Below are 25,245 nucleotides of genomic sequence, written 5' to 3' on the forward strand. Positions count from 1 at the left end.
GCTTAAAAAATGAGCGGACTTTTTACCGACTTTATAAACATCTTGCTCAGCACCCTGCTGGATGTGGTCCCCATTGCCGCCATCATCCTCTTCTTTCAACTGGTGGTGCTCAGGCAACCCATCCCCCATTTAAAGCAGGTGCTTATCGGCGGGATCTATGTCATCCTCGGGCTGGCCTTTTTCCTGCTGGGCCTTGAAAAAGCGCTCTTCCCCCTGGGGGATATCATGGCAGGCCAGTTATCTTCCCCGGCTTTTATAGGGGTTGCTGACGGGGAATCGGCCCCGTGGTGGTCCTATTACTGGATCTATCTTTTTGCTTTCCTTATCGGCTTTTCCACTACCATCGCAGAGCCCTCCCTGATCGCGGTGGCGCTAAAGGCCAGCGAGGTCTCCTCCGGCACCATCAGCCAGTGGGGCCTGCGGGTCACTGTTGCCCTCGGGGTGGCCTTTGCCCTGGCCCTGGGGGCCTATCGAATCGTAAGCGGCACCCCCCTTTATATCTATATCTTACTCGGATATTGCGTTGTGGTGGTGCAAACATTTTTTGCCCCCAAACCCATGGTCGCCCTAGCCTATGATTCCGGGGGGGTAACCACCTCCACGGTCACCGTACCCATTGTAGCGGCACTGGGCATTGGCCTTTCCACCTCCGTGCCCGGGAGCAACCCGGCCATCGACGGGTTCGGCCTGATCGCCTTTGCCAGCCTGTTCCCGATCATCAGTGTGCTGGCCTATGCCCAATTCATGCATTTCAGAAACACAAAAACCAAGTACTCATGAGATTCAAATTGATAATGGCCTATGTGAAGCCCCACCTGACCGATACCCTGGTCGATACCATGAAGGAGGAGGGCGCCACCGGAGCAACCATCATCCCCGCCCGGGGCACCGGGGTGCGGGAAGGAAAGACCTTTTTTGGCCTGACCATAGAAGACAAGACAGACATTGTGACCTTTTTGGTAGAGGAACATATGGTGATGAAATTCCTCGAGGTGATCAACACCAAATGCGACTTCAAGAAACCCGGCACAGGCATTGCCTTTGTACTTCCCATTGAACACGCCGTAGGCCTGGAAAGCCAGATGGGCATCTTCCGGGACCAGGCCAGGGATGAATATTTATAAACTCAAAAACCCAAACCCATGATTCCTTCCCGCAACTATCAAAGCGCCCGTGAAATGATGAGTAAGAATATCATTTTCATCGATGGTCTGGCCACGGCCAAAGAGGCCGTGGACCTGATGCGCCAGGAAAAGGTGGACGCCCTCATTGTTAAAAAGCGCAATGAGAATGACGCCTTCGGTATTGTAACGATTCGTGACCTGATCAACGGGGTGATCATCCCCGACCGGACTTCGCAGGAGGTGAACGTCTTCGAAATCATGGTAAAACCCACCATAACGGTGCCTGCCGACATGGACGTGCGCTATGTGGCCCGGCTCTTTATCCGCCTCGATATCTGGGAAGCCCCGGTGGAAGAAAATGGCTCCCTGATCGGCATGATCTCGCTGTCTACCATTATCCTGAACAACGTGTTGTTCTGAAGGCTTTCAGACGCCTTCCGGCATACGAAGGTATGCGCGGCAGCTGACAGGGCAGGGATCAAATCCTTGCAACCCTGCCCCTTTACCAAACCCGGATCCGGGTTTCGGGCGGGACACCCGATTGTATGGGCCTGCTCTAAGCAGGTCCCCTTTTCCTGGGTTGGTAGATCACGATAACCTGGATCACGATGGCCAGGAAGATCAGGAAGTAAATTTCGATTTGGGTAAACAATTCCACAGAGTCGATGGCCTTTTTACTGATGCCAATTTGCCGGCCTCCTTCCTGCAGCTGGATTTTTGACAGTTTGTACAGGTTCTCCCTGGCCCGGGAAAGGTGCGCCAAAAGCTCCTGGTTTTGGGTGAAACCCGCCTGGACATAAGTGGTTTCGGAGTCCTTTAACGCTTCAAGGTTTCCCTTCAATGACGCGAAGACGCCCGCTTCCTCAGGGGTGAGTTTTGTTTGCCCGAACTTCGTCACCCATTCGGTTATCGCGGTATTGGCCTGGCCATTGCGCTCAAGAAAAAACAGTGAATCGGCCTCCACTGCCGCCAGCTCCTTTTGATGCACCGCCCGGGTGATTTCGAAAATAAGGTCATTGGCTACCAACCGGTCTTCATAAACAGTGGCCACGGAATCCCTGACCCGCAGGAAATTATTTCGGTCGATCAGGTTGGTGGTGACTATGAGCACGAATATGATCAGGATCCCCAGGACCCATTTTATTTTATCGTAAAATGCCATATCCAGAATATTTCTTAAAAAATGAACCTCCGGAAAGATACGAAAAACGCCGTTCCTGTTTTTTGGCAAAGGGTGCGATAATCGCCTGGATATTTTTGTGCCCCCAGGAAATGGCCGTAAGCCGTCTGAACATGGCCCAGGGGTTTTCATCTTAGAAGGAATTCCCTACTTTTAGTACAATAAGGACGCCTTTGATCAAGGGGCCTTACCGAAACCTTAACTTTTATGGCATCCTGGCCGGATGCTCCGGAACAAAAGCCTTTCGACTATGAACTATCGGATGTACACTGAAAATACCCCCCGGGTTTCTGAAATCGGCCTGGGGGCCTGGCAACTCGGACAGGCTTCCGGCTGGAAGAGCCTTTCGGAAAAGGAGGCCATTGAAATCGTTGAAAAAGCCCTGGATCTGGGGATCAACTTTTTTGATACCGCCCCGAACTACGGCCATGGCACGGGGGAAGAACGGTTGGGAAAGGCGCTGAAGGGCGTCGACCGCAGCCGGATCGCAATCAGCACCAAATTCGGGCATACCGATTCCGGCACCCTGGATTTCAGCCCGGGATCGATCCGCACTTCCCTGGAGGGAAGCCTTCGAAGGCTGCAGGTAGACTACGTGGATTCCCTCCTGATCCATAACCCGCCCTCAGAGCTGCTGGATGGCGCCCAAAACGACCATTACGAAATCCTCGAACGGTTGCAGGAAGAAGGCAAAATCAGGGCCTACGGGGCCTCCCTGGACACCGAAGCCGAAATGCGGTTGCTCATGGAGACCACGAACGCCCGTGTGGTGGAAGCTTTTTTCAATATCCTGCACCAGGATATTGCCGGGGCCTTCGACAGGGCTAAAGAAAAAGGGGTGGGCATCATTGTCAAAATCCCGCTCGATTCCGGATGGCTGAGTGGCAAGTACCATGGGAACAGTACTTTTGATGATATCAGGAGCCGTTGGTCAGGGGAAGATATTCAAACCCGGGCACGCCTTGTGGGGCGGGTCAAAGATATCCTCCAGCCCAAAGGAAACCTGGCACAGCAGGCCATTGCATTTTGCCTGGCATACGATGCCGTTTCCACCGTGATTCCGGGGAATGTCAGTATTGCACAGCTAACGAGCAACGTAAGCAGCGCGGAGCACCCACTTTCCCGGGAAGCGGTCAAAAGCCTGGAGGAGTTCTACCTCCGGGAAGTGGCCCCCCTTAAACTGCCCTGGTAGCAGGCCGCCCGGGAAGGCAATTTTTAGGACAAAAGGCCATAAAAGTCAATCGTTGACCGTATCTTTAACCTTGGGCTGCCAGCCTCTTCATCAAAACCAACCTATGTCAGCGTCAATTTACAGTATCATCACCGGAACAGGGTGCTACGTTCCCTCAAGGGAGGTAGGCAACGAAGCCTTCCTTTCCCATCAGTTTTATGAAGGCCCTGACCGAAAGTCGGAGAAGCCCAACCGGGAAATTATCGAGAAGTTTCAGGACATTACCACAATTGCCGAAAGGCGGTATATAGCAGATGACCTGAACACTTCCGATATGGCGGCATTAGCAGCGGAAGCCGCCATCACCGCTGCCGGGATAGACCGGGAAACCCTGGACTACATTATTGTGGCCCACAACTTCGGGGATGTCCGCAAAGGCTCCAACCGGATCGACATCGTGCCCAGCCTGGCCTCAAGGGTAAAGCACCTGCTGGGGATTGAAAACCCCGGTGCGGTTGCCTATGACATGATTTTCGGATGCCCGGGATGGTTGGAAGGGGTCATACAGGCGAATTATTACCTCCGGTCCGGGGATGCGAAAAGGGCCCTGGTGATCGGGGCAGAGTCGCTGTCGAGGATCATCGACCCGCACGACCGGGATACCATGATCTATTCCGACGGGGCAGGCGCTGTGGTCATGGAAGCCCGAAGCGGAGAAGAACCTATGGGGATCCTGGCCCACAAGACCCGTTCCGACACCCTCCACTATTCCAAAATGCTGTTTATGGGTCCTTCCTATAACCGTTGCGCGCCCGAAGGGGATAACCTCTATTTGAAAATGAACGGGCGGAAACTGTACCAGTATGCCCTGGAACATGTGCCCCAGGCGATCAAAGACTGCCTTGAAAAAAGCAATACCCCCATTGAAAAGGTCAAGAAGGTGCTCATCCACCAGGCCAATGGCAAAATGGACGATGCCATCCTCAAAAGGTTGTATTCCCTCTATGGGATTGAAGAGGCTCCGGAAGGCGTTATGCCCATGACCATTTCCTGGTTGGGCAATTCTTCCGTGGCCACCCTTCCCACCCTGCTCGACCTCATTCAGCAAGGTGAATTGCCCGGGCATGAACTGCGCCCGGGAGACCTGGTGGTGTTTGCCTCCGTCGGGGCCGGGATGAACATCAATGCCATGGTGTACCGGATGTAAGCCGAACCCGTTAAATCCATTCCATTGCTTATGAGCGACAAAACGGCGATGATCTATGCTTCAGTAGACGGACACACCCTGAAGATCTGCAAGAAACTACAGGAGGTCCTGCTGGCCCACGACCAGCCGGTGGAACTGATTTCCATTGAGGCATTCAACGGGGACCTGGAGGAATACTCCCGGGTCATCATCGGGGCCAGCATCCGCTACGGGGTGCACCACAAAAAAATCGTCGAACTGGTGACTGCGCAGAAAGAACAGCTCGAAACCAAACGCACTGCCTTTTTCTCGGTCAACCTGGTGGCCAGGAAACCCGAAAAAAGCAGCCCGGAGACGAACCCCTACGTGGTCAAGTTTTTTAAGAATATTTCCTGGAGGCCCGATATGGTGGAAACCTTTGCCGGGATGCTGGAATATCCCAAATATTCCTTTTTCGACCGCACCATGATCCGCCTGATCATGTGGATGACCAAGGGGCCCACCGACCCCAAAACCGTTCAGGAATACACCGACTGGAACAAGGTGGAAGCCTTTGGCGAGCGCTTAAGCACCCTGTAACCCGGCCTGCGGATGGGCGGATTCCTTACCGCCCCCGTGTATTCATGCGGCTTTTTTATCGACCCCCTTATGTAACCCTGGTTACGGCCAGGGTCGGAAAATTGTACGACCTTCATACCTCCTAAACCCATGTGCCATGAACTATTATTTCGCAAAAACCCTTAAAAACACAAACTTCGAGGAGGCCATCCTGAACGTCACGGAAGCCCTGAAAGAAGAAGGCTTCGGGGTGCTGACGGAAATCGATGTCAGGGCCACCATGAAGAAAAAACTCAACGAAGACTTCAGGCCCTACCGGATCCTGGGGGCCTGCAACCCGCATTACGCCTTCCGGGCCCTTTCCGCAGAGGACAAGATAGGGGCCATGTTGCCCTGCAATGTCATCGTTCAGCAAGTATCAGGCGGCGTGGAAGTCGCAGCGGTGGACCCCGTGGCTTCCATGAGTGCCGTAGAAAACAGCTCGCTGGAACCCCTTGCCCTGGAAGTGCGCGAGAAACTCAAGGCTGTCATCGACCGGCTCTGATGGGAAGTGCTGTTATCCTTCCCAGAGGTGGCGCCCCTGGCCACGATTAAATAAAAGCCGGAACAAAGATTCCTGCTGCCCAACAGGGATTTCCTGACAGGGGCTTACTGGGACAAAACCCATTTTACCGTGGAAAACATACTTTTAAAAAAGCTGAATTACAAGGGGCAGGAGGAGATCCTGGCCGTGAATTACCCGGATTCTTTCAGCCGGGAACTCGAGCAGATGCAGGCCCATGCCCGCATCCTGCGAAGCCTGGATGAAACCGGGGCCACTATCGCTTTTGCCATAGCCTTCGGGAAAACCCCGGAGGAGGTGGAGGGCCTGACCAAAGGCATCGGGCCCAAACTCGGCGAAGATGCTGTGTTCTGGTTTTGTTACCCCAAACAATCCTCCAAAAAATATTCCTGCGACTTCAACCGCGACACCGGCTGGCAGGTGATGGCGGAATTCGACCTGGAACCCGTGCGGCAGGTAGCCATAGACGAAGACTGGAGCGCCCTGCGGTTCCGCCAGGTAGACCAGATCAAGAAGATTACCCGGCGGGAGGGCTATGCCCTTACCCAAAAGGCAAAAGACCGCACCACTGGGAAAAAACCTTAGCCCCTTTGCCCTGCCGGGTTACCAGGTGTATTCCGGGGGTTCGATCCCATTCATCCTAAGGTAGAGGTTGGCCTTGGACCGGTGGTTGGCCATGTGGTCCTGCACATAGAAAAAGGCAAAGGCCCGGCTGACCGTATTCCCGCTATGGTACATCACGCAGGTCTGGTCGAGCTGGTCCTGACCTATGGTATAAATGACTTGTGTCGTGTAGTCAAAACCCTTTTCCAGCAGGTCCAGGATTTCCGCTTTGGTCATTTTGGAGGCATCCGGCGTATTCGGGGTCACTTCCATGCCCTGCACATAGCGCTTGGTAAGCAATTCCACGGTATGGGCGATATGGACCATCTGTTCCCCGAAGGATTTGCTGACCGGCGTGGGCCGGTAGGCATAGAGCGAATCGGGCATGGCACGGGCTACCTCGAGGCAGTGTTCCCGGGCCTCAAGCCAAACGGGGAGGTACATTAGCGTAAACGCGGTTTGGGGTACCCGGTCTGCCTGGCCGAATACCAGGGTTGCCTGCAGCAGGAAGAGGACAAATAAAACCCTGTTCTTCATGGCATCAATATTTTGGTTGCTGCCACAAGGTACGCAAAACCGGGATGGATCCATGGACCCGGGTCGCGGCAATTTCCCGGATGCATACGGGAATAGAAAGGGGTCCCGTCACACCGGGAAGGCCCGGGCTGGCCCTGAATCAAAGGGCTAGCCGCAAACCGGCCCCAACCCAGAAACCGGCCCCGAAAGATGGGACTCCGGGTTCGGCATCGAGGTCGTTACCGGCACTGCTGGCTCCCAATTCTATAAAAAGGGCCGACCCCCCGTATTGGGATGCAAAGAACTCAAAACCAAAGAGGCCATATCCCCCCAGTTGAAAGTCTTTCCCGGAGAGTTCGTTGGAAGGGAACACAGACAGCAGGCCCCCTTCCCCATAAGCCCTGATCCGGTCCTGGATCTGAAAGGACTTTGAAGCAGCTCCCAACCTCAGGGTAGCGTACGAAGCGGTTTCAAAACCGGTCTGCACCCCGGGAATCTCCATCCATTGCCAGGTACCGGCAAAGCGCAGGATTGGCCATTTCGCCCCAGTGGGAACATCGGCATGTGCCCCCATCCCAAAATCCCCACCCAATTGGCGGAGGTGGAATCCTATCCGGAAGGGGGAAGGGGTTTCCTGGGCGAAGGAGGCCTGAAATCCAAGGAAAAAAAGTACCAAAAGAAAAAAATTGCGGGTTGTTTTCATAGCGTCATGGCTTTAAAGGTTATCGTTTATAGTGTTGTGCAATGGATTTCTGAAACCGTCGAACCAGGAACCCAATGATAAAAAAGAACAAAACCCCGGTTCCAATGGCAGCCACTATTATTTGTGAAGCCGTGAGAAACCACGGGAGCAGACGTATCGTGAGTTCTGCAAACCCGGCAGCCCACACCCCCAGGGCAGCCCCGGTCATCCCGCTGATGTGCATCCTAAGCCAATGGGCGGGTTTTCGCCGGATTGCCGGGACTATTCCGTACATCAGGGAACCAAGGGAAATCCAAACAAAGACATGTAAGAAATTGAACCGGCCGGTCAGGTTAAACAAAAATGCAGCACTGATATTCAATGCCAGCAAGGCCATTGAAAAAACATAACCTGTCCGTTTGTGAAAACGCGTCCCTTTGGGCATTAAAAGGACCAAAGCTGCAAGGACAAGCGTGATACACGCTGCTCCTATGTGGATCTTCGAGGGTAGGGCGTCCGTTAGCATAATTAAAATAAACTTATTTATATTATAAACTATATATCAAAAAAAATCCTACTCGATAAACCTTCGAATTGCCTTGACATAATTCTCGAAGGCATTTATTCCTTTTTCAGTAATGCTGCAGGTAGTCAGGGGAAAATTATTCCTGAAGGATTTTTCCACCTGCAGATAGCCGGCATCCCCCAGTTTGTGGATTTGGACACTGAGGTTCCCGGAGGTGGCCCCGGTCTTTTCCTGCAAGTATTTAAAATCTGCCTCCCTCAAACCAATTAGAATGGACATGATGGAAAGCCGCAAAGGGGAATGGATCAGCGGGTCCAGGTCTTCAGTCATTTTCCGTACGCGTTTGAGCAGCCAACACATGTCCCGGTAGGATATACCCCAAAATCACCGATAGAGCAAGCACAAGCAATTGATCCTGAACCGTTAGCAAAAAGGCCACCGCCCCCCCGGCCCAACAGCAAATAGCCCCGTATTTATAAGGTTTAAAGCGTATCAGTGCCCCTTGCAACCACATACAAATTCCATAAAGCAACAATACCACAGGCAAAAAATGAATGGCCGTTGGTTGCATGAAGAGGTATAAAATCACAAAACTCACGGAGAAGGCCAACCATACCTGGGCCGTAAGATCGTGCACGTACGTCCGAACCCTTTTTTCCGTCCTGAACTTCATCCGCGTAGCGATCGTCCCGATGATTCCTGGAATGAGGATCAGCCAGGCGAGCGGGGCGTACTCCCAACGGGCCAAAACATCCAGGGCCCAGTGCCCCAGCGCCCCCAACATAATCAGGTACCCCCACAACATCGTGATGGTGCCTTCCGCCCTCGATGGCCGATACCTGGCCTCGGCAATCATGCGGTCGATGACCTTGAGGCTTTCCTGAGCATTGAATTCGGGTTTCATAAGCGATGTTTAGTTTACAAAATAAAGTAATTTATATGTAAAATCCAAAAAACTTCAACAACCCTTCATCGGGCCAGGCTTGCCGCCTGCCAGTACCTGCGGATGTCGGGGATTCCCACCTGGGCGAGGGGGTTTTCGTAAGAGCCGCATATCCCTATAGCCGCTGGCCAGGCCCATACCGGGTAAGCTTCCGGCGCCGGAGTCCATCAGATTCTCACAATTTCCCTACATTTAAGACGAAATAACAAAGGTAGCGGGGCCTGAAAGGTGGCACACCAATGGCCCGCCGACCCGACAAATCAGCCCATTTCCATGAAAAACGCACCAACCCTCCTGTTCCTCCTTGCCCTGTGCCTGGGTTCCTTCCCGGGATGGGGACAGCCAAACCCCAAAAGCGGGGTTCCCATCGACAAAAGCTTCTACGAAGGCCTGGAATGGCGGAATATCGGCCCGAACCGGGGCGGACGCTCCCTGGGATGCGCCGGGAGCCCCAGCCGGCCGAATGAATACTATTTCGGCGCAACCGGGGGAGGCCTTTGGAAGACCACGGACGGGGGCAATGAATGGAAACCGGTCACCGACGGGCAGGTGACGAGTTCTTCCGTGGGCGCCGTAGCCGTGGCCGAAACCGATCCCGACGTGGTCTACATCGGCATGGGGGAAGTACAGCTCAGGGGCAGCATCACCCAGGGCGATGGGGTCTACAAAAGCACCGATGGGGGGAAAACCTGGAAACACCTCGGCCTTGAAGATACGCAGGCCGTGGCCCGGATCCGCATCCACCCGACCAATCCGGAAGTTGTGTATGTCGCAGCCCTGGGGCACCCTTACGGGGAAAACGAGGAGCGGGGCGTATTCCGGAGTACAAATGGTGGGGAAACCTGGGAAAAAGTGCTGTACGTAGGCCCAAAAGCCGGGGCGGTGGACCTTATCATCGATCGGAACAACCCAAACGTCCTCTATGCAACCACATGGGAAGTCTACCGGAAAGCCTGGAAGATGTGGGGAGGGGGAGGCGACAGCAAGCTATGGAAGTCCTCCGATGGGGGTACCACATGGACCGACCTGACGGGGAACCCGGGGATGCCGGAAGGGCCAGTGGGCAAGATCGGGGTCACCGTTTCCCCTGCCGACTCCAACCGGGTCTGGGCCATTGTAGAGGCCAATGAAGGCGGGGTCTTCCGTTCGGACGACGGGGGGGAAACCTGGGAGCGCACCAACGGGGAACGCAAACTCCGGCAACGTGCCTTTTATTACTCCAGGATCTACGCGGACCCGGTCGACCGGGAAACCGTTTACTGCCTTAATACCGGCTTTTATAAATCCACGGACGGGGGCAAAACCTTTGACACCACCATCGAGGTGCCCCATGGCGACAACCACGACCTGTGGATCGACCCCAGGAACCCGGAGCGGATGATCAATTCCAACGACGGTGGCGGGAATGTCAGCATCAACGGCGGTAAATCCTGGACCGAACAGGACTATGTCACCACCCAGTTCTACCACGTGATGGCCACCAGCGACGTCCCCTACCATGTGGCCGGGGCCCAGCAGGACAACAGCACGCTGGCCATGCCGAGCGACGGGTGGGAGCACATGCAGGCCCGCGGGCCGAACCACGGGTGGTACTACGCAGTGGGGGGCGGCGAAAGCGGGTGGATTACGCAGCATCCCGAAAACCCCGACATCTTCTACGCCGGAAGCCAGGGGGCGCTGCTCACCCGGTACGACCGGAGCAACGGGCAGATCCGGGACATCCAGGTGTATCCGAGGTTTTTTTCCGGGGAGCCCGCCGAGGCCCTCCCGGAGCGCTGGCAATGGACCTTCCCGATCATGTTTGCCCCACAGGACCCGAGGGTGATGTACACCTGTTCCCAGCACGTTTGGAAGACCACCGATGACGGGCAGTCGTGGGAGAAAATCAGCCCGGACCTCACCTATGCCGACCCCGAAACACTGGGAAAAACCGGGGGGGTTATCACCATGGACATGAACGGGCCCGAGATCTACGCCACCGTGTTTGCGCTGGCCCCTTCCTGGCACGATATCAATACGATGTGGGCGGGGTCCGATGACGGGAAAGTACATATTACGAGGGATGGCGGAAAGAACTGGGTAGACATTACCCCCAAAGACCTGCCCAAATTTTCTCGCGTCAGCATTATCGATGAATCCAGGCACCGGCCCGGGACCCTCTTTCTGGCCGCCAACCGCTACCAGATAGACGACCGCCAGCCTTATGTCTTTAAAACCCACGATTACGGAAAAACCTGGACCAAAATTATCGACGGCATCGCCGACGGGCACTTTGCCAGGGCCGTGCGTGAAGATCCGGATAGGCAGGGCCTGCTTTTCCTGGCCACCGAGCACGGGGTGTATTTTTCGATCAATGACGGGGAACTTTGGCAGTCCCTCCAACTGAACCTCCCCGACACCCCCATCCGCGATTTGGTCGTCAAGGACAACGACGTGGTCCTGGGCTCACACGGGCGCGGCTTCTGGATCCTGGACGACATTCAGCCCCTGCGGCAGCATACCCCGGAAATGGGGCGGCAGCAGGCGGTACTCTTCCGGCCGGCCGACGCCATCCGGGGCGTGTACGATGCCTCAATACAGTATTACCTGAAGGAAGAACTCGATACCATCACCGTGGAAATCCTCGATGCGCAGGACCAGGTGGTGGGCACATTTACGGGCAGCAAGCCGAAGTACGAAAAAGACCCCGACCTGCCCTGGTGGGAACGGGGCGGTTCTTCAAAGCCAACCACAGCCAAAGGGCTCAACACGTTTACCTGGGACCTCAGGTACCCGGGCGCCACGACCTTTGACGGGATGATCATCTGGAGTGCTAGGCCCCAGCGGGGCCCCAAGGCACCTCCCGGAACCTATAAAGTGCGTTTAAAGGCCGGCGGAGTTGTACAGACGCATCCCTTCGCCGTACGCATGGACCCAAACCTGAAGGGGGTTTCCGAGGCAGACCTGCAGGCGCAGTTCGAGCTCGCCAACCAGATCATGGCGAAAACCAGTGAGGCGAACCAGGCAGTCATCGACATCCGGGCCATGAAATCGCACCTTGAGGGGAACCGGGACCAGATCCCCGAGGCTGAATACCAAAAAACGGTGGAACCCTTCCTCAGCCGGCTCGGCAACGTGGAAGAAGCGCTCTACCAGGTCAAAAACCAGTCGAACCAGGACCCCCTCAATTTCCCGATTAAACTCAACAACCGCCTGGCCGCCCTGAGGCGCAGCGTGGAAACCGGGGATGCCCGGCCCACGGATGGGGCCCGCAAGGTATTCCGGGAACTTTCTACTGAACTGGAACTACATAAATCGAGCCTGCAGGAAGTGCTCAAAAAGGACCTGCCCGAAATAAATTCGGTGCTCCGCCAGCATGGGGTCGCCCTTTTGGAACCTAAATAAACCCTGATAAAACAAATGATTTGAGATTCCCTAGACCATGGTTCTTCGCCCTGCTCCTGTCCTGCTGGGCCCCCCTTGCAGGACAGCGGGTGGCACAAGTCCCTTTTGAACTTTCCGACAACCTGATTTTTTTTCAGCTGCACGTCAACGGGTCCCGGGCGCTGAATTTCATGTTTGACTCGGGTGCGGGTGTCACGGTAGTCAACCGCAAGGCAGCGGAAGGACTGGGATTGACGTATGCGGGCACTTCGCAAATTGGCACCAGCGGCCGGAAGATCCGGTCGGATTCTTCACCGGACAATACCCTGCGAATTGAAGAGGCTTTCCTGGAAGGGATTCCACTGGAGGTCATCGGGCTGGACCACCTGGCCAACTATCTCAGGAGGCCTGTCGACGGCATTATAGGATTCGATCTTTTTGAGCGATATGTGATAGCCATCGACGCCGACCGGCAGGTCCTCGGGATTTACGCGTCGATGGATGGGGTGGATACCTCGGGCTATACACTGGTGCCGTCCTACAGAATCGACAACAACAAGATCGGTATCGAGACATCCCTGGGTTCCCTCGAAGGGGGTGAGCTCAGCTATATCATGACTCTAGATACCGCAAATCCCGATGCGTTGTTTTTATTCCCCAATGCCCTTGTGGCCGACGGTATCGCGCTCAAAAAAGGGAGGAAGGTCGTTCGGGGCTTCTCCGCAGATACGACCATTACCAAAAACCTCAGGGGGAAAATAAGGTCGGTGAGCTTCGCCGGCGGGGAATGGAAAAACGTCCGGACGGTACTTCCCACGGACCCTGTCACCCTGGCTTCCTCTTCAGGCGGGGAGTCCTTCGGGCTGATCGGGCAGGAACTCCTGCTGGAGTTCAACATGATCTACGATTACCGGAAGAACCGCATTTATTTTCAGCAACGGGAAAAACGCTGAGCCTTCTCCATCCGGGCATCCGATACAAGGGCCTGCCCGAGTTTCGTCAACTTCTAGTCCAAAGGAACCCTCCGGAAGCTACTCGAATTTCTGCCCGGGGGTCCAGGGTGCCCCTGCCTTTTCGAGGTCGGCCTGGTATTGGTCCAGGTCTGACAAAAAAGCTTTCAGGTCCGTCCTGAACGCCTCAAACTCCTGTCCTGCCCGTTCGACCTGCTCCTTTTGGGTTTGGGTGGGCGGCTGGCGGGTGTCCCAGTGCCCGTACGACACCCCCCCCACCCTCGATGCGATGGACGGCACGGTCGACTCGCTCATCCCCTGCTTCACGGGGTCCCCGGTCAGGCGCAGCTGCAGGCCGGCCAACCGGCCCTCCAAAAGCTCCAATTTCTCATAATGGGCTTCCGTAACCCGGGTGGTCCGGGGCAGGGCGGCCTCGATATACCGCAGGCGCTCCCCGGCTTCCTGCAGGTTTTTGCGGGCAGTGGAAATGCTCCTGGAAAGCGCGCTGGTCTGCTGCTGGAAGGCGGCAATGGCCACAAAATCGATATCCGTTCCTTCCCCGGGCAGGGGTTTTACTTCAAAGGACTGCGGGCTTCCCTGGAGGTGGAGTTTGCCCCCTTCGAGCAGGTAAAGCGTTACGGAATAGCGGCCAGGGGCCGCCAGCGGCCCCTGGGGGTCTCCCACCCACGGGGGTTTGAATCCGGGCTGCGAAAGCGAAACGGGGTCAGGGGCGGCATGCCTGAGGTCCCAGCTCGTGCGGTGTATGCCTGTGGTGGCGGGGCCTTCTATCCACCTTACGGGGTTATCCGCTGCATCCCGGACCAGCAGCATGGCCACAGCAGGTCCCTCAAGCCGTTCTTCCCGCAGCCGGTCCCATCCCGGGAACGGGATGTCCGCATTCTGTGCCCTTAATTCCTTTTCCCTGGCTTTCCGGATCTCCTTTCCGGTTTTGGGGACTTCGCTCAGGTAATAGGTAAAAGTGGCCCCAAAGGGCGGGTTTTCCCCAACAAAGGCTGTACTGCCCAGGGTAGGCATCCCCCTTGCCTGCATAGGGGTACTGGGGATGTACCACCAGGCCTCCCTCACCGGAAAGAGCGCATTGGCTCCGCTTTTGACGACTTTCGAAATCTCCCTCAGGGCTGAATAGTCATCCAGGATGTAAAACCCCCTTCCGAAAGAGGCCCCCACCAGGTCGTTGTCCCCGGGGTGCAACTCCAGATCCCGGAACGGGATGGTGGGTACCCCGCCTTTCAGGGGAACCCAGGTGCCGCCCCGGTCCACGGAAAAGTACAACCCGTATTCGGTGCCGATAAAAAGCAGGTTGGGGTCGACGGGGTCCTGCTTTACGACCCACACAATCGTTTTGGCGGGCAGGTTGCCTGCAATGGATTTCCAGGAGCGCCCCCGGTCAGGGCTCATGAAAATGTAGGGCTTGAAATCACCTTGTTTATGGAGGTCCACACAGACAAAAACGGTCTGGTCATCGTGGGGGGAAGCTTCTATATCCGTTATAAAGGCACGTGCCGGGACCTTTGGAAGGCCGGCCATTTTTCGCCAGTTCCTTCCCCCATCCTCAGTTACCTGAAGCATCCCGTCGTCCGAACCCGTATAGAGCAACCCCCCGACCCGGGGCGATTCTGAAATCGCCGTAAGGGTGGCATATTTGGACATGGCCCCGTTGTCGTAAAGCGCGTCCACGCTCCAGACCCTGTCGCCCATTTCGAGCTCATACCGGTTTGTGTTGGTGGTCAGGTCCCCGCTGATTGGGGTCCATGAATTTCCCCGGTCCTCGCTCCTCCATACCCGCTGCGACCCGAAATAAAGCCGTTTGGAATTATGCGGGCTGATCAGCACCGGGCTGTCCCAGTTCCAGCGTTCCGGGGGATCAGAGGGGCCCGGCTGCGGTTGTATATTCAGGACTTCTTCGGTGCGCCGGTCGAGGCGGTGCAGCATCCCCTCCTGGATTTCCATATAGGCCGTGTTCGGGTCTTCAGGATCAAAGGCGGCGTCATAGCCGTCTGCCCCCAGGGGTACATACCAGTCCTGGTTGCGCACCCCCTCAATATTCCGGGTCCGGGAAGGCCCGATCAGGGTCCCCAGGTCCTGGGCGCCTCCCACGATATTGTAAAAAGGCCTGGCATTGTCCAGGCCCAGTTTGTAAAACTGGGAAACCGGCAGGTTGGGAAAATGCCTCCAGGTCGTCCCCTGGTCAAAGGACTCGTATAATCCGGCATCCGTACCGGCGAGCAGGTGCTGTCCGTCGGCCGGATCGATCCAGAGGGCGTGGTTGTCGCTGTGCTTCTCGCGCCCGGTTCCCAGGTAATCGAAGGTCCTGCCCCCATCCCGGGTCACGTGCAGGAAGACATCCATTTGGTAAACGAGATCCGCATCCGTTGGGGAAACCTCTATTTCCTGGTAGTAATGCGGGCCCGTACCCCCTGAAATATAGGCATTGCGCCGCTCCCAACGCTCCCCTTTGTCCGTGGACCGGTAAAATCCCTTTTCCTCCTCCCCGGCTTCTATAGTGGCGTACACCAGGTTGGGGTCGGCGGGGGTTACCCCAAGGCCGATCTTTCCCATATCCCCCTTCGGTAGCCCGGTGTCTACTTTCTTCCAGTGCTTCCCGTTATCGGTGGATTTATAGATCCCCGAATGGGGGCCCCCGCCCATCAGCGACCAGACATGCCGCCGGCGCTGGTAGGCCGCGGCGTAGAGCACCGCGGGGTTGGAGGGGTCGAATTCCACATCGGTAACCCCGGTATCGGCATTGATTTCCAGCACCAGGTCCCAGGAGGACCCGCCATCCCCAGACCGGTAGAGGCCGCGCTGTCCGCCGGAGGCCCAAAGGGGTCCCTCGGCTGCGACAAAAATAACGTCGCTGTTCCGGGGGTCCACCAGGATCCGGCCAATATGTTCGGAGTCCTTCAGCCCCATGTTTTTCCAGGTGCGTCCCCCGTCATTGCTGCGGTATACCCCGTCACCCCAACCGACATGCCGCCCGCTGACATTTTCGCCGGTGCCAACCCACACCACCTCCGGGTTTTGCGGATCCAGGGTTACGCACCCTATCGAGTAGGAAGCCTGTTGGTCAAAAACGGGCTCCCAGGTGGTTCCCCTGTTGGTGGTTTTCCAGACCCCCCCGGAGCCCACGGCTACGTACCAGGTATTGGGGTTGAGCGGGTTTACGGCAATATCGGCGATCCTCCCGCCCATGAGCGCGGGGCCAATACTCCTGAATTCCAGGCCGGCGACTGCCTCAGTCAGGGCATCGGCACCGGCATTCTGGGCGAAACCATCAGAGGAAAGCAATACAATGCCGGTCATGAGTATAACGGCCAAAAAGGATTTTATGGGATTCATGGGTAATTGGTTATCAGGGGTTAGGGAAAAAAGCGATACGTTAAAGGCAGCCCTGGGCCACGATAAAAAAATAAATATACGCAAAGTCCGCGATTCATACCCCGGGATCGCCCCCGGGGATTTATGGCGTAAAAGTCTTAATTTAGGGGTGCACGTAAACTGGGGGCCGCTAGGGATTCCGCAGTGGACACAGAACCTGGAGCGCAAGTGAAAACCATCGGATTCATAGGCGGCATGAGCTGGGAATCTTCCCTGGAATACTACCGGATCGCCAATGAAAAGGTTCGGGAACTCCTCGGTGGCTTTGCCTCTTGCCGTTGTCTGATGTATTCCGTGGACTTTGCGCAGGTTGAAAGCCTGCAGCACGCCGGGGACTGGCACGCCCTGGATGCGTTGATGGCAGATGCCGCAAAACGGTTGTACCGGGGCGGGGCGGACCTCATTGTACTTTGCACCAATACCATGCATTTGTGTGCCGGGGCCATAAGGGCAGCAACCCCCTTACCATTGCTGCATATCGCAGAGGCCACGGGCCAGCGGATCGCTTCCCGGAACCTGAAGACCGCAGGGCTGCTCGGCACCAAATTCACAATGGAACAGGATTTTTACAAATCCGTCCTCAAAACGCATTACGGAATTAAAACACTGATTCCCGGTCCCGACGAACGCCAGGCAATCCACGACATTATTTACGGGGAACTGGTCCATGGGGTTATCCGAAAAACCTCCCGTGAAACGTTCAAATCCATCATCCACAACCTTCAGGGTCAGGGAGCGGAAGGGATCATCCTGGGGTGTACGGAAATACCCCTGCTGGTTTCACAGGCCGATGCAAACCTTCCGCTTTTTGATACCACCCGGATCCATGCGGAGGAAGCCGTGTTCCTCGCCCTCAACTCCGAACCCTGACCCCTTCTAACCCCATGTAAAATGACCCTGACCACCAAAATCGTACTGGCCCTGATCGTCCTCCACCTGCTGGTGGGTTTTGGATGGCTACTCTACAAATTGTTACCCCCCGGTTCCGGACTGGCCGACCCAAATGACCGGGAAGACCGCACAAAAAACGAACCTAAAACCGATGCCCATGAAAAAAACATTTCGTGAAATCGTCCTTCAGATCATCCCGGTAATGATCGGGGTATACCTGGGCTTCGTGGTTTCCGACTGGGCGGACGCCAGGAAGCGGGAGGGCCAGACCCGTCTCTTCCTTGAAAGCCTGCGGTCTGAGATCGCAAGCAACCGGGATGTCCTGGAAATGGTGCAGGAATATCACCTTATGCTGCGAGACAGCAGCCAGGCCTATGCAGCGGGCAAAATCAAGGGAAAACCAAGATTCTTCGAGGGTACCCGCATTATGAAACTTACCAGCAGCGCCTACCAGACCGGCATCCAGACAGGGATCATCAATGAACTGCCCCTGGGGAAAATCCAGGCGGTGAATTCCCTGTATACCTTCCAGAACGAGTACAACGAATTCGGTACCCTCATGATGGCCAGCCTGATCGACAAGGATTTTTCGGACGACCCCGAAGATATTCGGAAAATCGCGCAGTTCCTGGCCGTGACCATGACCGATGTAGTGATCAAGGAAACGGATTTGCTCCAGGGCTACGGGTCCCTGCTTGAGGAACTGGATGCCAGCCCATGATCCGCAAACTGGACCATAAGGACCCTTCCGTGGCCGGGGAAATCCGGGAGGTCTTCCAGGCTTCCTATGCCGTGGAGGCGAAATTGCTGGGAGCGGTTGATTTCCCGCCCCTGAAAAGGCCCCTGGAAGGCTTTCTTCAAAGTGGAAACGAATTCTTTGGTTTTAAGGAACAGGACAGGCTGGCAGGGGTGGCGGAGGTGGTCCCGGGCGAAAAGGCCGTCCATATCCAGAGCCTGTTGGTACATCCGGAGTTTTTTCGAAAAGGGATTGGGAGTGCGCTGATCTCCCATGTGCTGGAACGCTATGCGACGCCCGTTATTACCGTGGAAACCGGGCTGGAAAACCATCCGGCCACAGCGCTGTACCGCAAGTTTGGTTTTCGGGAGGTCGGGCAGTACGATACGGACCATGGGGTGCGGAAAATCCGGTTTGAAAAACGAAATTACCCCCATCCAGCAAGTGGTCGGCAGCCTTAAAGCAGGCACTTAAAAAAAATTCCGTGAAGCGAGCCTCACGGAATTGGCACCCCATTTTACTTCCTTTGCCCTCGGCTGTGGGATTTAAACCCCTCAGAAAGGCGTGAAGTTGAACTTTTGGCCCCCCACCGAGACTTCTGCCATCAAGCCCTTTTTGGCGTACGTAAAGACCGCCACGCCATCCCTGTATTCGGCGTCCACGCTTACCCCGGTCTCCACCATGGTCGCTGAGACTCCCGCATCGAATTCATAATTCCCTTCTTTGAATTTTTCCACATCCTGGTCGGTTTCGAAAAAAATCACTTCTATCAGGGCTTCCCCCCCTGCCTGAAACCCGATGCTCACCGCTTTGAGACTGGCCATGCCCACCTTTTTTCCGGCGTGGTACAGCACCCCGTTCCCGGAAGCACCCCCAATGATGAAACCGCCCTTGCCCACATTTGGAAAAACTGCAGCTCCGGCTGAATTGTCAAAATATTCCCGTAGTTCCGAATTCACATTCAGCAGGGTCTTTACCGCCCTATCGGCATCCTTCATGATTTTTTGATCCTTTTTGCTCTGGGCCGAAAGGGGCATAGCCAGGCTTCCCAACAGGAAAAACAGGCCTAAAATTCGAATTTTTTTCATGAGAATTTGTTTTGAGTTTGACAATAGTATGAACAATGGAGAGCAGGTTAGATCCGGTAGCTTAAAGATAGCAAAGAAACGGCCTTTCCCCATTCGTTTTTACCGTATTTATACCGTTTAAATGAAAGAATGCCGGGGCTTCCGCATCCCAAAAATCCCGCCCGGGATCAGATGCACATCCCTGTACGCCACCTGCGGGTGGTATTCCAGCCCCACGGCCTGGCCACAACAGGATTCAGCTCGCCGGGTATTCGGATTTTGGAAACTTCACAGTCGCTGAAGCACTACCGGGGCAATGGCGGGAAACCCGGAAAAAGAAAAGCGGCCCGTTGCCAGACCGCCTTTCCACCTTACAATTCCCTTGAACTTACTTCAGGTCGAAGCGATCGAGGTTCATCACCTTGTCCCAGGCCTTCACAAAGTCTTTTACAAACTTGCCTTTGGCATCGTCACAGGCGTATACCTCCGCGAGGGCGCGAAGTTCCGTATTTGAACCAAAGATGAGGTCCGTACGGGTACCGGTCCACTTCAGTGCCCCTGTTTTGCGGTCGCGGCCTTCGAAGACTTCTTCATCCGCATCCACGGCCTGCCACTGGGTCCCCATATCGAGGAGGTTTACAAAGAAGTCGTTGGTGAGGGTTCCCGGGCGGTTGGTGAATACACCGTGCCTGGAACCGTCGTAGTTGGCATCCAGGGCCCGCATGCCCCCAACCAGGACCGTCATCTCCGGGGCGGTAAGCGTCAGCAACTGCGCCTTGTCTACCAGTAAATGCTCCGACTTTACAGAAGGTTTGGCCTTCAGGTAATTCCGGAAGCCATCGGCAAATGGCTCGAGGTGCTCGAAGGATTCTTCATCGGTCATCTCCTGGGTGGCATCGGTCCGGCCCGGGGTAAAGGGTACCGTAACCTCGTGGCCTGCCTGCCTGGCAGCCTTTTCCACGGCGGCGCATCCGCCCAGCACAATCAGGTCGGCCAGGGAAACCCTTTTTCCCCCGGATTGGGAGGCGTTGAACGCCTCCTGTATCTCAGTCAGCGTATCGAGCACCCGTCCGAGTTGTACCGGGTTGTTGGCTTCCCAGTGGTTCTGGGGTGCCAGGCGCACCCGGGCGCCATTAGCGCCTCCCCGGAAATCGGACCCCCTGAACGTAGAGGCCGAGGCCCAGGCGGCAGCTACCAGCTGAGGGATGGTGAGGCCTGAATCCAATATGCGTTTTTTCAGTCCTTCAATATCCCCGGCATCGATCAATTCGTGGTCCACTGCCGGAACGGGATCCTGCCAGATAAGGTCCTCCCCGGGAACTTCCGGGCCGAGGTAACGGGATTTTGGCCCCATATCGCGGTGGGTAAGCTTAAACCACGCCTTCTGGTAGGCCTCCTTGAATTCCTGGGGGTTTTCCAGGAAGTGCCGGGAGATTTTCTCATAGGCCGGGTCCATACGAAGCGACAGGTCTGTCACCAGCATAAAGGGTGCATGCTTTTTGGACGGATCATGGGCATCGGGTACGGTCCCTGCCCCGGCGCCATCCTTGGGCTGGAACTGCCAAGCCCCGGCCGGGCTTTTGGTCAGCTCCCATTCGTACCCAAACAGGTTTTCAAGGTATTTATGGCTCCACCTGATGGGTGTATCGGTCCAGGCCCCTTCCAAACCGCTGGTAATGGTATCGGAACCTTTACCCGTGCCAAAATGGCTTTTCCAGCCAAGGCTTTGCATTTCTATGGGGGCACCTGCCGGTTCGGCTTCCAGGTATTCCGAATCCTTGGCGGCCCCGTGGGTCTTGCCGAAGGTATGTCCCCCCGCGATCAGCGCTACCGTTTCGTAGTCGTTCATGGCCATGCGCCCGAAAGTCTCGCGGATGTCGTGGGCAGCAGCGACGGGGTCGGGGTTGGCATTGGGCCCCTCCGGGTTTACGTAGATCAGCCCCATATGGGCAGCACCCATTTGTTTTTCCAACTCCCCCTTTTCATTGTACCGGTCCTTGTTGCCCAGCCACTCGGCTTCCGAGCCCCAGTAAATGTCTTCTTCCGGCTGCCAGATATCCTTGCGCCCCCCGGCAAACCCGTACATGGGAAGGCCCATGGATTCGTGGGCCACGTTGCCCGCGAGGATCAGTAAATCGGCCCAGGACAATTTCTTGCCGTATTTCTGTTTGATGGGCCACAGCAATACCCTTGCCTTGTCGAGGTTTGCGTTGTCGGGCCAGCTGTTAAGCGGAGCAAAGCGCTGGGATCCGGTTCCCCCGCCCCCACGACCGTCGGCGATCCGGTAGGTCCCGGCAGCGTGCCATGCCATCCGGATGAAGAACGGCCCATAATGGCCATAGTCTGCCGGCCACCAGTCCTGGCTGTCGGTCATAAGGTCTGCCAGGTCCTTTTTTACGGCTTTCAAGTCGAGGGACTTGAATTCTTCTGCGTAATCAAACCCCTCATCCATAGGGTCGGCCAACTCGGAATGCTGGCGCAGGATATTTAAGTTCAGGGAGTTCGGCCACCAGTCACGGTTGGTGGTGCCGCCTCCGGCAGCTTGTTTCAATTCCCCGTTGAGGAACGGGCATTTGCTGATGTCACCTTCGTTGGACGAAGCATCTGAATGTTTCATATCTTCCATTTTTTCACGTTTATCATGTTGTCTGTGGCTACAAAATAACAATACTTTTTATTTATTAATAAAGGAAAATCCATTTGTAAAACCTATGGGTGGATTGGTTCGGTTTATGGCCCCGGCCGGGCAGGGAATTCCCCTATGAAGGTACGAAATTTAGCAGGAAGAAAAAAGCCATTTCCCCCACTAAGGGCATGATCAGGCCCCGGTCATTTCCCTGGCCGGGAATGCGGGAACGACTTCAGGTCCGAAAAGGGCAGGCCAGAGCGGTATTCCCGCCGGAAACCGTACTTTTGAAGGGTAACCAAGGGGGAACCAACCCCCGCATTCAAAGGGTATGGTCCAAACAGATGTGCTTATTATCGGAGGGGGCCTGACCGGGCTGACCCTGCAGCACCTGCTCAGGAATTTGCCCCTGAAGGTCGTGCTGGTGGAAGGACGAAAGCGCCTGGGGGGAAGGATCCTCACCCACCGTGAACCCGGAGGCGCCCCAATAGAAATGGGGGCCACCTGGCTGGGCAGCCAGCATACGCGCCTGGGTTCGCTGCTGGAAGGGCTGGGGCTCGAAACCTTTCCCCAAAAGCTGGGCGAAAAAGCCTTCTACGAGTGGATCTCGACCAGCCCCCCCCAACTGGTGGACCTGCCCCCCAACAATGCCCCCAGTTATCGCATCCGGGGTGGGACGGATTCCCTCATCGCCGCCCTGGCTGCAGCCCTCGACCCGGCAACCCGGTTCCTGGGCGAGCGGGTGGAAACCATCCGTTCCCTGCCTGCAGGCCTCCGCGTAACCGGCACGGGAAGGACCCTGGAAGCGCAGATGGTGGTTTCCACCCTGCCCCCCTACCTGTTCTTGCAGACAATTCAGGTCTTCCCGAAATTACCCGCGGACCTGGCCGGGGTAATGGAAAAGACCCATACCTGGATGGGGGAATCCATCAAATTCGGGCTGTCGTGCCCCGCGCCCTTCTGGGATGAGCCCACGAGCAGCGGGACGGTGTTCAGCAATGTGGGTCCCGTTTCGGAAATGTACGACCACAGCCGCTATGAAGGGGATGCCTTTGCCCTCAAGGGATTCCTTGACGGTAGCTATGCCTCCCTGGGGTACGGCGAGCGAAAAGCTATGGTATTGAAACAGCTGAAGAAGTATTACGGGGCCCGGACCGATGATTTCACCGCCTACTTCGAAACCGTCTGGGCCCGGGAACCGCTCACCTATGCCCCGTATTCCACGGCGGTACTCCCCCATCAGAACAACGGCCACCCGCTTTTCAGGGAACCCTGCCTGGGCGGAAGGTTAGTCCTGGCCGGTTCCGAAACGGCTCCGGAGTTCCCCGGCTACATGGAAGGGGCGGTGGCCAGCGCAGGGTCTGCCTTTAACCGGGTACGGGAATTCCTCATGCCCTGACCCTCCCCTGCCCGGTTAATCATGCCCCGTAAACCCCAAAATTGTATCTTAGGCTGGCGCAACCAGCGCTTTAAACCAACGGACAAAAAAAAACCACCGGATGACGCTTAAGACCTTCCCTTTTGCAATACTGCTTCTCCTCTGTCCTTTTTCCCGGGCCCAACCCACTGTTGAACCCGGAACCTATGCAGACCTCACGGCATTGTTCAGCGACTGGCGCAGCTTCGAATCCCCGCCGCTTTTAAATGGGGCCCCCGATTATACGGCATCCGGGAGGCAGGGACGCAGGCCCCGGTTTGAAACGCTGAAATCGCGGCTGCACGCCATAGACACCACCGGGTGGGATATTCCGCAAAGAGCGGACTGGATGTTGGTCTGGGCCGAGATGAATGGCTATGACTTCAATGAACGGGTACTGCAACCCTGGGTGCGCGACCCTGCTTTTTATGTTTCGCTTTGGATGGCGCGAAGTGACGTGCCGGCCCACGAGGGCCCAACCCACCACCGCACGACGGAACTTTGGACCTATACCTTCCCACTTTCCGGGCCGGAGCGGGAGCGGATGCTCGGCGACCTCGCTGTAATCCCTGCCCTGAATGCCCAGGCTATGGAAAACCTCAGGGGGAATGCCCGGGAGCTCTGGATTGCCGGGATTCGCGATATCCGGACCCAAAGCCGGGACCTGGAGGGCATGCTCACCCTGCCCGGGGTGGGGGAAGACCCCCAACTGGTGGAGGCCATTGGGCGTGCCATAAATTCCACTGAGGCCCTGGCCGGCTGGCTGGAGGCGGAAGCACCCTCCAAAACCGGGCCATCGGGTATCGGGAAGGAAAATTATACCTGGTACCTGCAAAACGTCCACCTCGTTCCCCTGACCTGGGAAGACGAGGTGCAATTGCTGGAACGCGAACTGGCCCGAGCCTGGGCGTCTTTGAAGCTGGAGGAACACCGCAACCGCCACCTGCCCCCCCTGGAGGCTGCCGGCTCCCCCGAAGCCTACGACGCGCTGGCCGAAGCTTCGGCCATGAGCCTCCTGGATTTCCTGCAAAAGGAGGAGATCGTGACTGTAAAGGAATATTTTGAACCTGCCTTGAGGGCACACCTGGGGTCCTACGTGCCGGAAGCTACCCGGAATTTTTTCTGGATCTCCGCGCATTACGACCCACGCCCGCTCTACTCCCATTTTTACCATTGGTTCGAACTGGCCCGCATGGATACGGAGCCCCACCCTTCCCCCATCCGCCGGGGGCCGCTGCTCTACAACATTTTTGATTCCAGGAATGAGGGGACGGCGACGGCCGTGGAGGAAATGTTCATGCAGGCGGGCCTTTACGACGACAACCCCCGGGTTCGGGAGATTGTGTACATCCTGATTGCCCAGCGGGCGGCAAGGGGCCTGGGGTCCCTTTATGCCCATGCCAATATTATGACCATGGAGGAGGCCGGAGGCATTCATTCGGAATACACCCCCAGGGGATGGATGAAGACAGAGCCTGACCTGCTCCGGTTTGAACAGCACCTCTACATGCGACAGCCCGGGTATGGCACCAGCTACATCACCGGAAAGTATTTACTGGAACAAACCCTTATGGAATATGCCCGCCTGAAGGAACGGGAGGGTACCCCTTTCCTGGTCAGGGACTTCCTGGACAAACTCAACGGAATGGGCAATATCCCGATTTCGCTGGGGAAATGGGAATTGACCGGAAAGCCTCCCTTTGGTTCGGCAGGTAAAAATGCAGAAGGCCGTTAACCCGTAAACA

25 protein-coding genes are annotated in these 25,245 nt (G+C 56.2%); 16 read left to right on the forward strand and 9 right to left on the reverse strand.

Annotation, left to right across the window (positions count from 1 at the left end; genetic code table 11):
• The first annotated feature begins 9 nt into the window (after nt 1–9).
• From NG653_RS03455 to NG653_RS03465, 3 genes are read left to right on the forward strand one after another with little or no spacing between them, the layout of a single operon-like run.
• The gene (locus NG653_RS03455; RefSeq protein WP_252740272.1) at nt 10–780 is read left to right on the forward strand and encodes a DUF1538 domain-containing protein; all 771 of its coding nucleotides are present in this window, start codon (nt 10–12) and stop codon (nt 778–780) included.
• The gene (locus NG653_RS03460) at nt 777–1,124 is read left to right on the forward strand and encodes a P-II family nitrogen regulator (RefSeq protein ID WP_252740273.1); all 348 of its coding nucleotides are present in this window, start codon (nt 777–779) and stop codon (nt 1,122–1,124) included. The genes NG653_RS03455 and NG653_RS03460 overlap by 4 nt, the downstream gene beginning before the upstream one ends.
• Nucleotides 1,125–1,142: 18 nt before the next feature.
• Nucleotides 1,143–1,544: a CBS domain-containing protein gene (locus NG653_RS03465; RefSeq protein ID WP_252740274.1), complete on the forward strand. Its 402-nt coding sequence runs from the start codon at nt 1,143–1,145 to the stop codon at nt 1,542–1,544.
• Nucleotides 1,545–1,680: 136 nt separating this feature from the next.
• Here the strand turns inward: NG653_RS03465 and NG653_RS03470 are convergent, their stop codons facing one another.
• The gene (locus NG653_RS03470) at nt 1,681–2,286 is read right to left on the reverse strand and encodes an MCP four helix bundle domain-containing protein (RefSeq protein WP_252740275.1); all 606 of its coding nucleotides are present in this window, start codon (nt 2,284–2,286) and stop codon (nt 1,681–1,683) included.
• A 268-nt stretch (nt 2,287–2,554) separates the two neighbouring features.
• Between NG653_RS03470 and NG653_RS03475 the strand changes: the two genes are divergently transcribed.
• From NG653_RS03475 to NG653_RS03495, 5 genes are all read left to right on the forward strand, one after another.
• The gene (locus NG653_RS03475; RefSeq protein WP_252740276.1) at nt 2,555–3,496 is read left to right on the forward strand and encodes an aldo/keto reductase; all 942 of its coding nucleotides are present in this window, start codon (nt 2,555–2,557) and stop codon (nt 3,494–3,496) included.
• A 103-nt stretch (nt 3,497–3,599) separates the two neighbouring features.
• A complete protein-coding gene (locus NG653_RS03480) occupies nt 3,600–4,682 on the forward strand; it encodes a 3-oxoacyl-ACP synthase III family protein (protein ID WP_252740277.1) in 1,083 nt (360 codons plus the stop codon).
• A 30-nt stretch (nt 4,683–4,712) separates the two neighbouring features.
• Nucleotides 4,713–5,240 carry a menaquinone-dependent protoporphyrinogen IX dehydrogenase gene (hemG, locus tag NG653_RS03485; RefSeq protein WP_252740278.1) on the forward strand — a complete coding sequence of 176 codons (528 nt, stop codon included), beginning with the start codon at nt 4,713–4,715 and terminating at the stop codon, nt 5,238–5,240.
• Between the two features lie 136 nt (nt 5,241–5,376).
• Nucleotides 5,377–5,763 carry a DUF302 domain-containing protein gene (locus NG653_RS03490; RefSeq protein WP_252740279.1) on the forward strand — a complete coding sequence of 129 codons (387 nt, stop codon included), beginning with the start codon at nt 5,377–5,379 and terminating at the stop codon, nt 5,761–5,763.
• A gap of 129 nt (nt 5,764–5,892) precedes the next feature.
• A complete protein-coding gene (locus NG653_RS03495; RefSeq protein ID WP_252740280.1) occupies nt 5,893–6,366 on the forward strand; it encodes a hypothetical protein in 474 nt (157 codons plus the stop codon).
• An 18-nt stretch (nt 6,367–6,384) separates the two neighbouring features.
• On the opposite strand, the gene NG653_RS03500 is transcribed toward NG653_RS03495, so the two are convergent.
• The 5 genes from NG653_RS03500 to NG653_RS03520 form a co-directional block, all read right to left on the reverse strand.
• Nucleotides 6,385–6,921, reverse strand: a complete 537-nt coding sequence (locus tag NG653_RS03500; protein ID WP_252740281.1) for a DinB family protein — start codon at nt 6,919–6,921, stop codon at nt 6,385–6,387.
• A 139-nt stretch (nt 6,922–7,060) separates the two neighbouring features.
• On the reverse strand, nt 7,061–7,603 hold the full coding sequence (locus NG653_RS03505; RefSeq protein WP_252740282.1) for a hypothetical protein: 543 nt from the start codon (nt 7,601–7,603) through the stop codon (nt 7,061–7,063).
• Nucleotides 7,604–7,622: 19 nt separating this feature from the next.
• Nucleotides 7,623–7,943, reverse strand: coding sequence for a hypothetical protein (locus NG653_RS03510; protein WP_440480513.1), 321 nt, complete (start codon nt 7,941–7,943; stop codon nt 7,623–7,625).
• A gap of 213 nt (nt 7,944–8,156) precedes the next feature.
• Complete coding sequence (locus tag NG653_RS03515; protein WP_252740283.1) at nt 8,157–8,438, reverse strand: winged helix-turn-helix domain-containing protein; 282 nt, start codon at nt 8,436–8,438, stop codon at nt 8,157–8,159.
• Entirely contained in the window at nt 8,431–9,012 is a 582-nt protein-coding gene (locus tag NG653_RS03520) for a hypothetical protein (protein WP_252740284.1), read from the reverse strand. The genes NG653_RS03515 and NG653_RS03520 overlap by 8 nt, the downstream gene beginning before the upstream one ends.
• A 312-nt stretch (nt 9,013–9,324) precedes the next feature.
• Between NG653_RS03520 and NG653_RS03525 the strand changes: the two genes are divergently transcribed.
• Nucleotides 9,325–12,435, forward strand: coding sequence for a VPS10 domain-containing protein (locus NG653_RS03525; protein ID WP_252740285.1), 3,111 nt, complete (start codon nt 9,325–9,327; stop codon nt 12,433–12,435).
• A 20-nt stretch (nt 12,436–12,455) separates the two neighbouring features.
• Nucleotides 12,456–13,367, forward strand: coding sequence for a retropepsin-like aspartic protease (locus tag NG653_RS03530; RefSeq protein ID WP_252740286.1), 912 nt, complete (start codon nt 12,456–12,458; stop codon nt 13,365–13,367).
• Nucleotides 13,368–13,445: 78 nt separating this feature from the next.
• Here the strand turns inward: NG653_RS03530 and NG653_RS03535 are convergent, their stop codons facing one another.
• Nucleotides 13,446–16,724: a WD40/YVTN/BNR-like repeat-containing protein gene (locus NG653_RS03535; protein WP_252740287.1), complete on the reverse strand. Its 3,279-nt coding sequence runs from the start codon at nt 16,722–16,724 to the stop codon at nt 13,446–13,448.
• A 207-nt stretch (nt 16,725–16,931) separates the two neighbouring features.
• Between NG653_RS03535 and NG653_RS03540 the strand changes: the two genes are divergently transcribed.
• From NG653_RS03540 to NG653_RS03555, 4 genes are read left to right on the forward strand one after another with little or no spacing between them, the layout of a single operon-like run.
• Nucleotides 16,932–17,633: an aspartate/glutamate racemase family protein gene (locus NG653_RS03540; protein WP_252740288.1), complete on the forward strand. Its 702-nt coding sequence runs from the start codon at nt 16,932–16,934 to the stop codon at nt 17,631–17,633.
• Nucleotides 17,634–17,654: 21 nt separating this feature from the next.
• Nucleotides 17,655–17,831, forward strand: a complete 177-nt coding sequence (locus NG653_RS03545; RefSeq protein ID WP_252740289.1) for a hypothetical protein — start codon at nt 17,655–17,657, stop codon at nt 17,829–17,831.
• The gene (locus NG653_RS03550; RefSeq protein ID WP_252740290.1) at nt 17,812–18,375 is read left to right on the forward strand and encodes a hypothetical protein; all 564 of its coding nucleotides are present in this window, start codon (nt 17,812–17,814) and stop codon (nt 18,373–18,375) included. Before NG653_RS03545 ends, NG653_RS03550 begins: the two co-directional genes overlap by 20 nt.
• Complete coding sequence (locus tag NG653_RS03555; RefSeq protein WP_252740291.1) at nt 18,372–18,851, forward strand: GNAT family N-acetyltransferase; 480 nt, start codon at nt 18,372–18,374, stop codon at nt 18,849–18,851. The genes NG653_RS03550 and NG653_RS03555 overlap by 4 nt, the downstream gene beginning before the upstream one ends.
• 93 nt (nt 18,852–18,944) lie before the next feature.
• On the opposite strand, the gene NG653_RS03560 is transcribed toward NG653_RS03555, so the two are convergent.
• Nucleotides 18,945–19,478, reverse strand: coding sequence for a lipid-binding SYLF domain-containing protein (locus NG653_RS03560; RefSeq protein WP_252740292.1), 534 nt, complete (start codon nt 19,476–19,478; stop codon nt 18,945–18,947).
• Nucleotides 19,479–19,845: 367 nt separating this feature from the next.
• Nucleotides 19,846–22,083 carry a catalase/peroxidase HPI gene (gene katG / locus NG653_RS03565; protein ID WP_252740293.1) on the reverse strand — a complete coding sequence of 746 codons (2,238 nt, stop codon included), beginning with the start codon at nt 22,081–22,083 and terminating at the stop codon, nt 19,846–19,848.
• A 331-nt stretch (nt 22,084–22,414) separates the two neighbouring features.
• Between katG and NG653_RS03570 the strand changes: the two genes are divergently transcribed.
• Nucleotides 22,415–23,482 (forward strand): flavin monoamine oxidase family protein, encoded by a 1,068-nt coding sequence (locus tag NG653_RS03570; protein ID WP_252740294.1) that lies wholly within the window; start codon nt 22,415–22,417, stop codon nt 23,480–23,482.
• A gap of 100 nt (nt 23,483–23,582) precedes the next feature.
• Nucleotides 23,583–25,235, forward strand: coding sequence for a DUF885 domain-containing protein (locus NG653_RS03575; protein WP_252740295.1), 1,653 nt, complete (start codon nt 23,583–23,585; stop codon nt 25,233–25,235).
• Nucleotides 25,236–25,245: the final 10 nt, after the last annotated feature.

It is taken from the genome of Robiginitalea marina, assembly GCF_024006985.1.
In the GTDB taxonomy this organism is placed as follows: domain Bacteria; phylum Bacteroidota; class Bacteroidia; order Flavobacteriales; family Flavobacteriaceae; genus Robiginitalea; species Robiginitalea marina.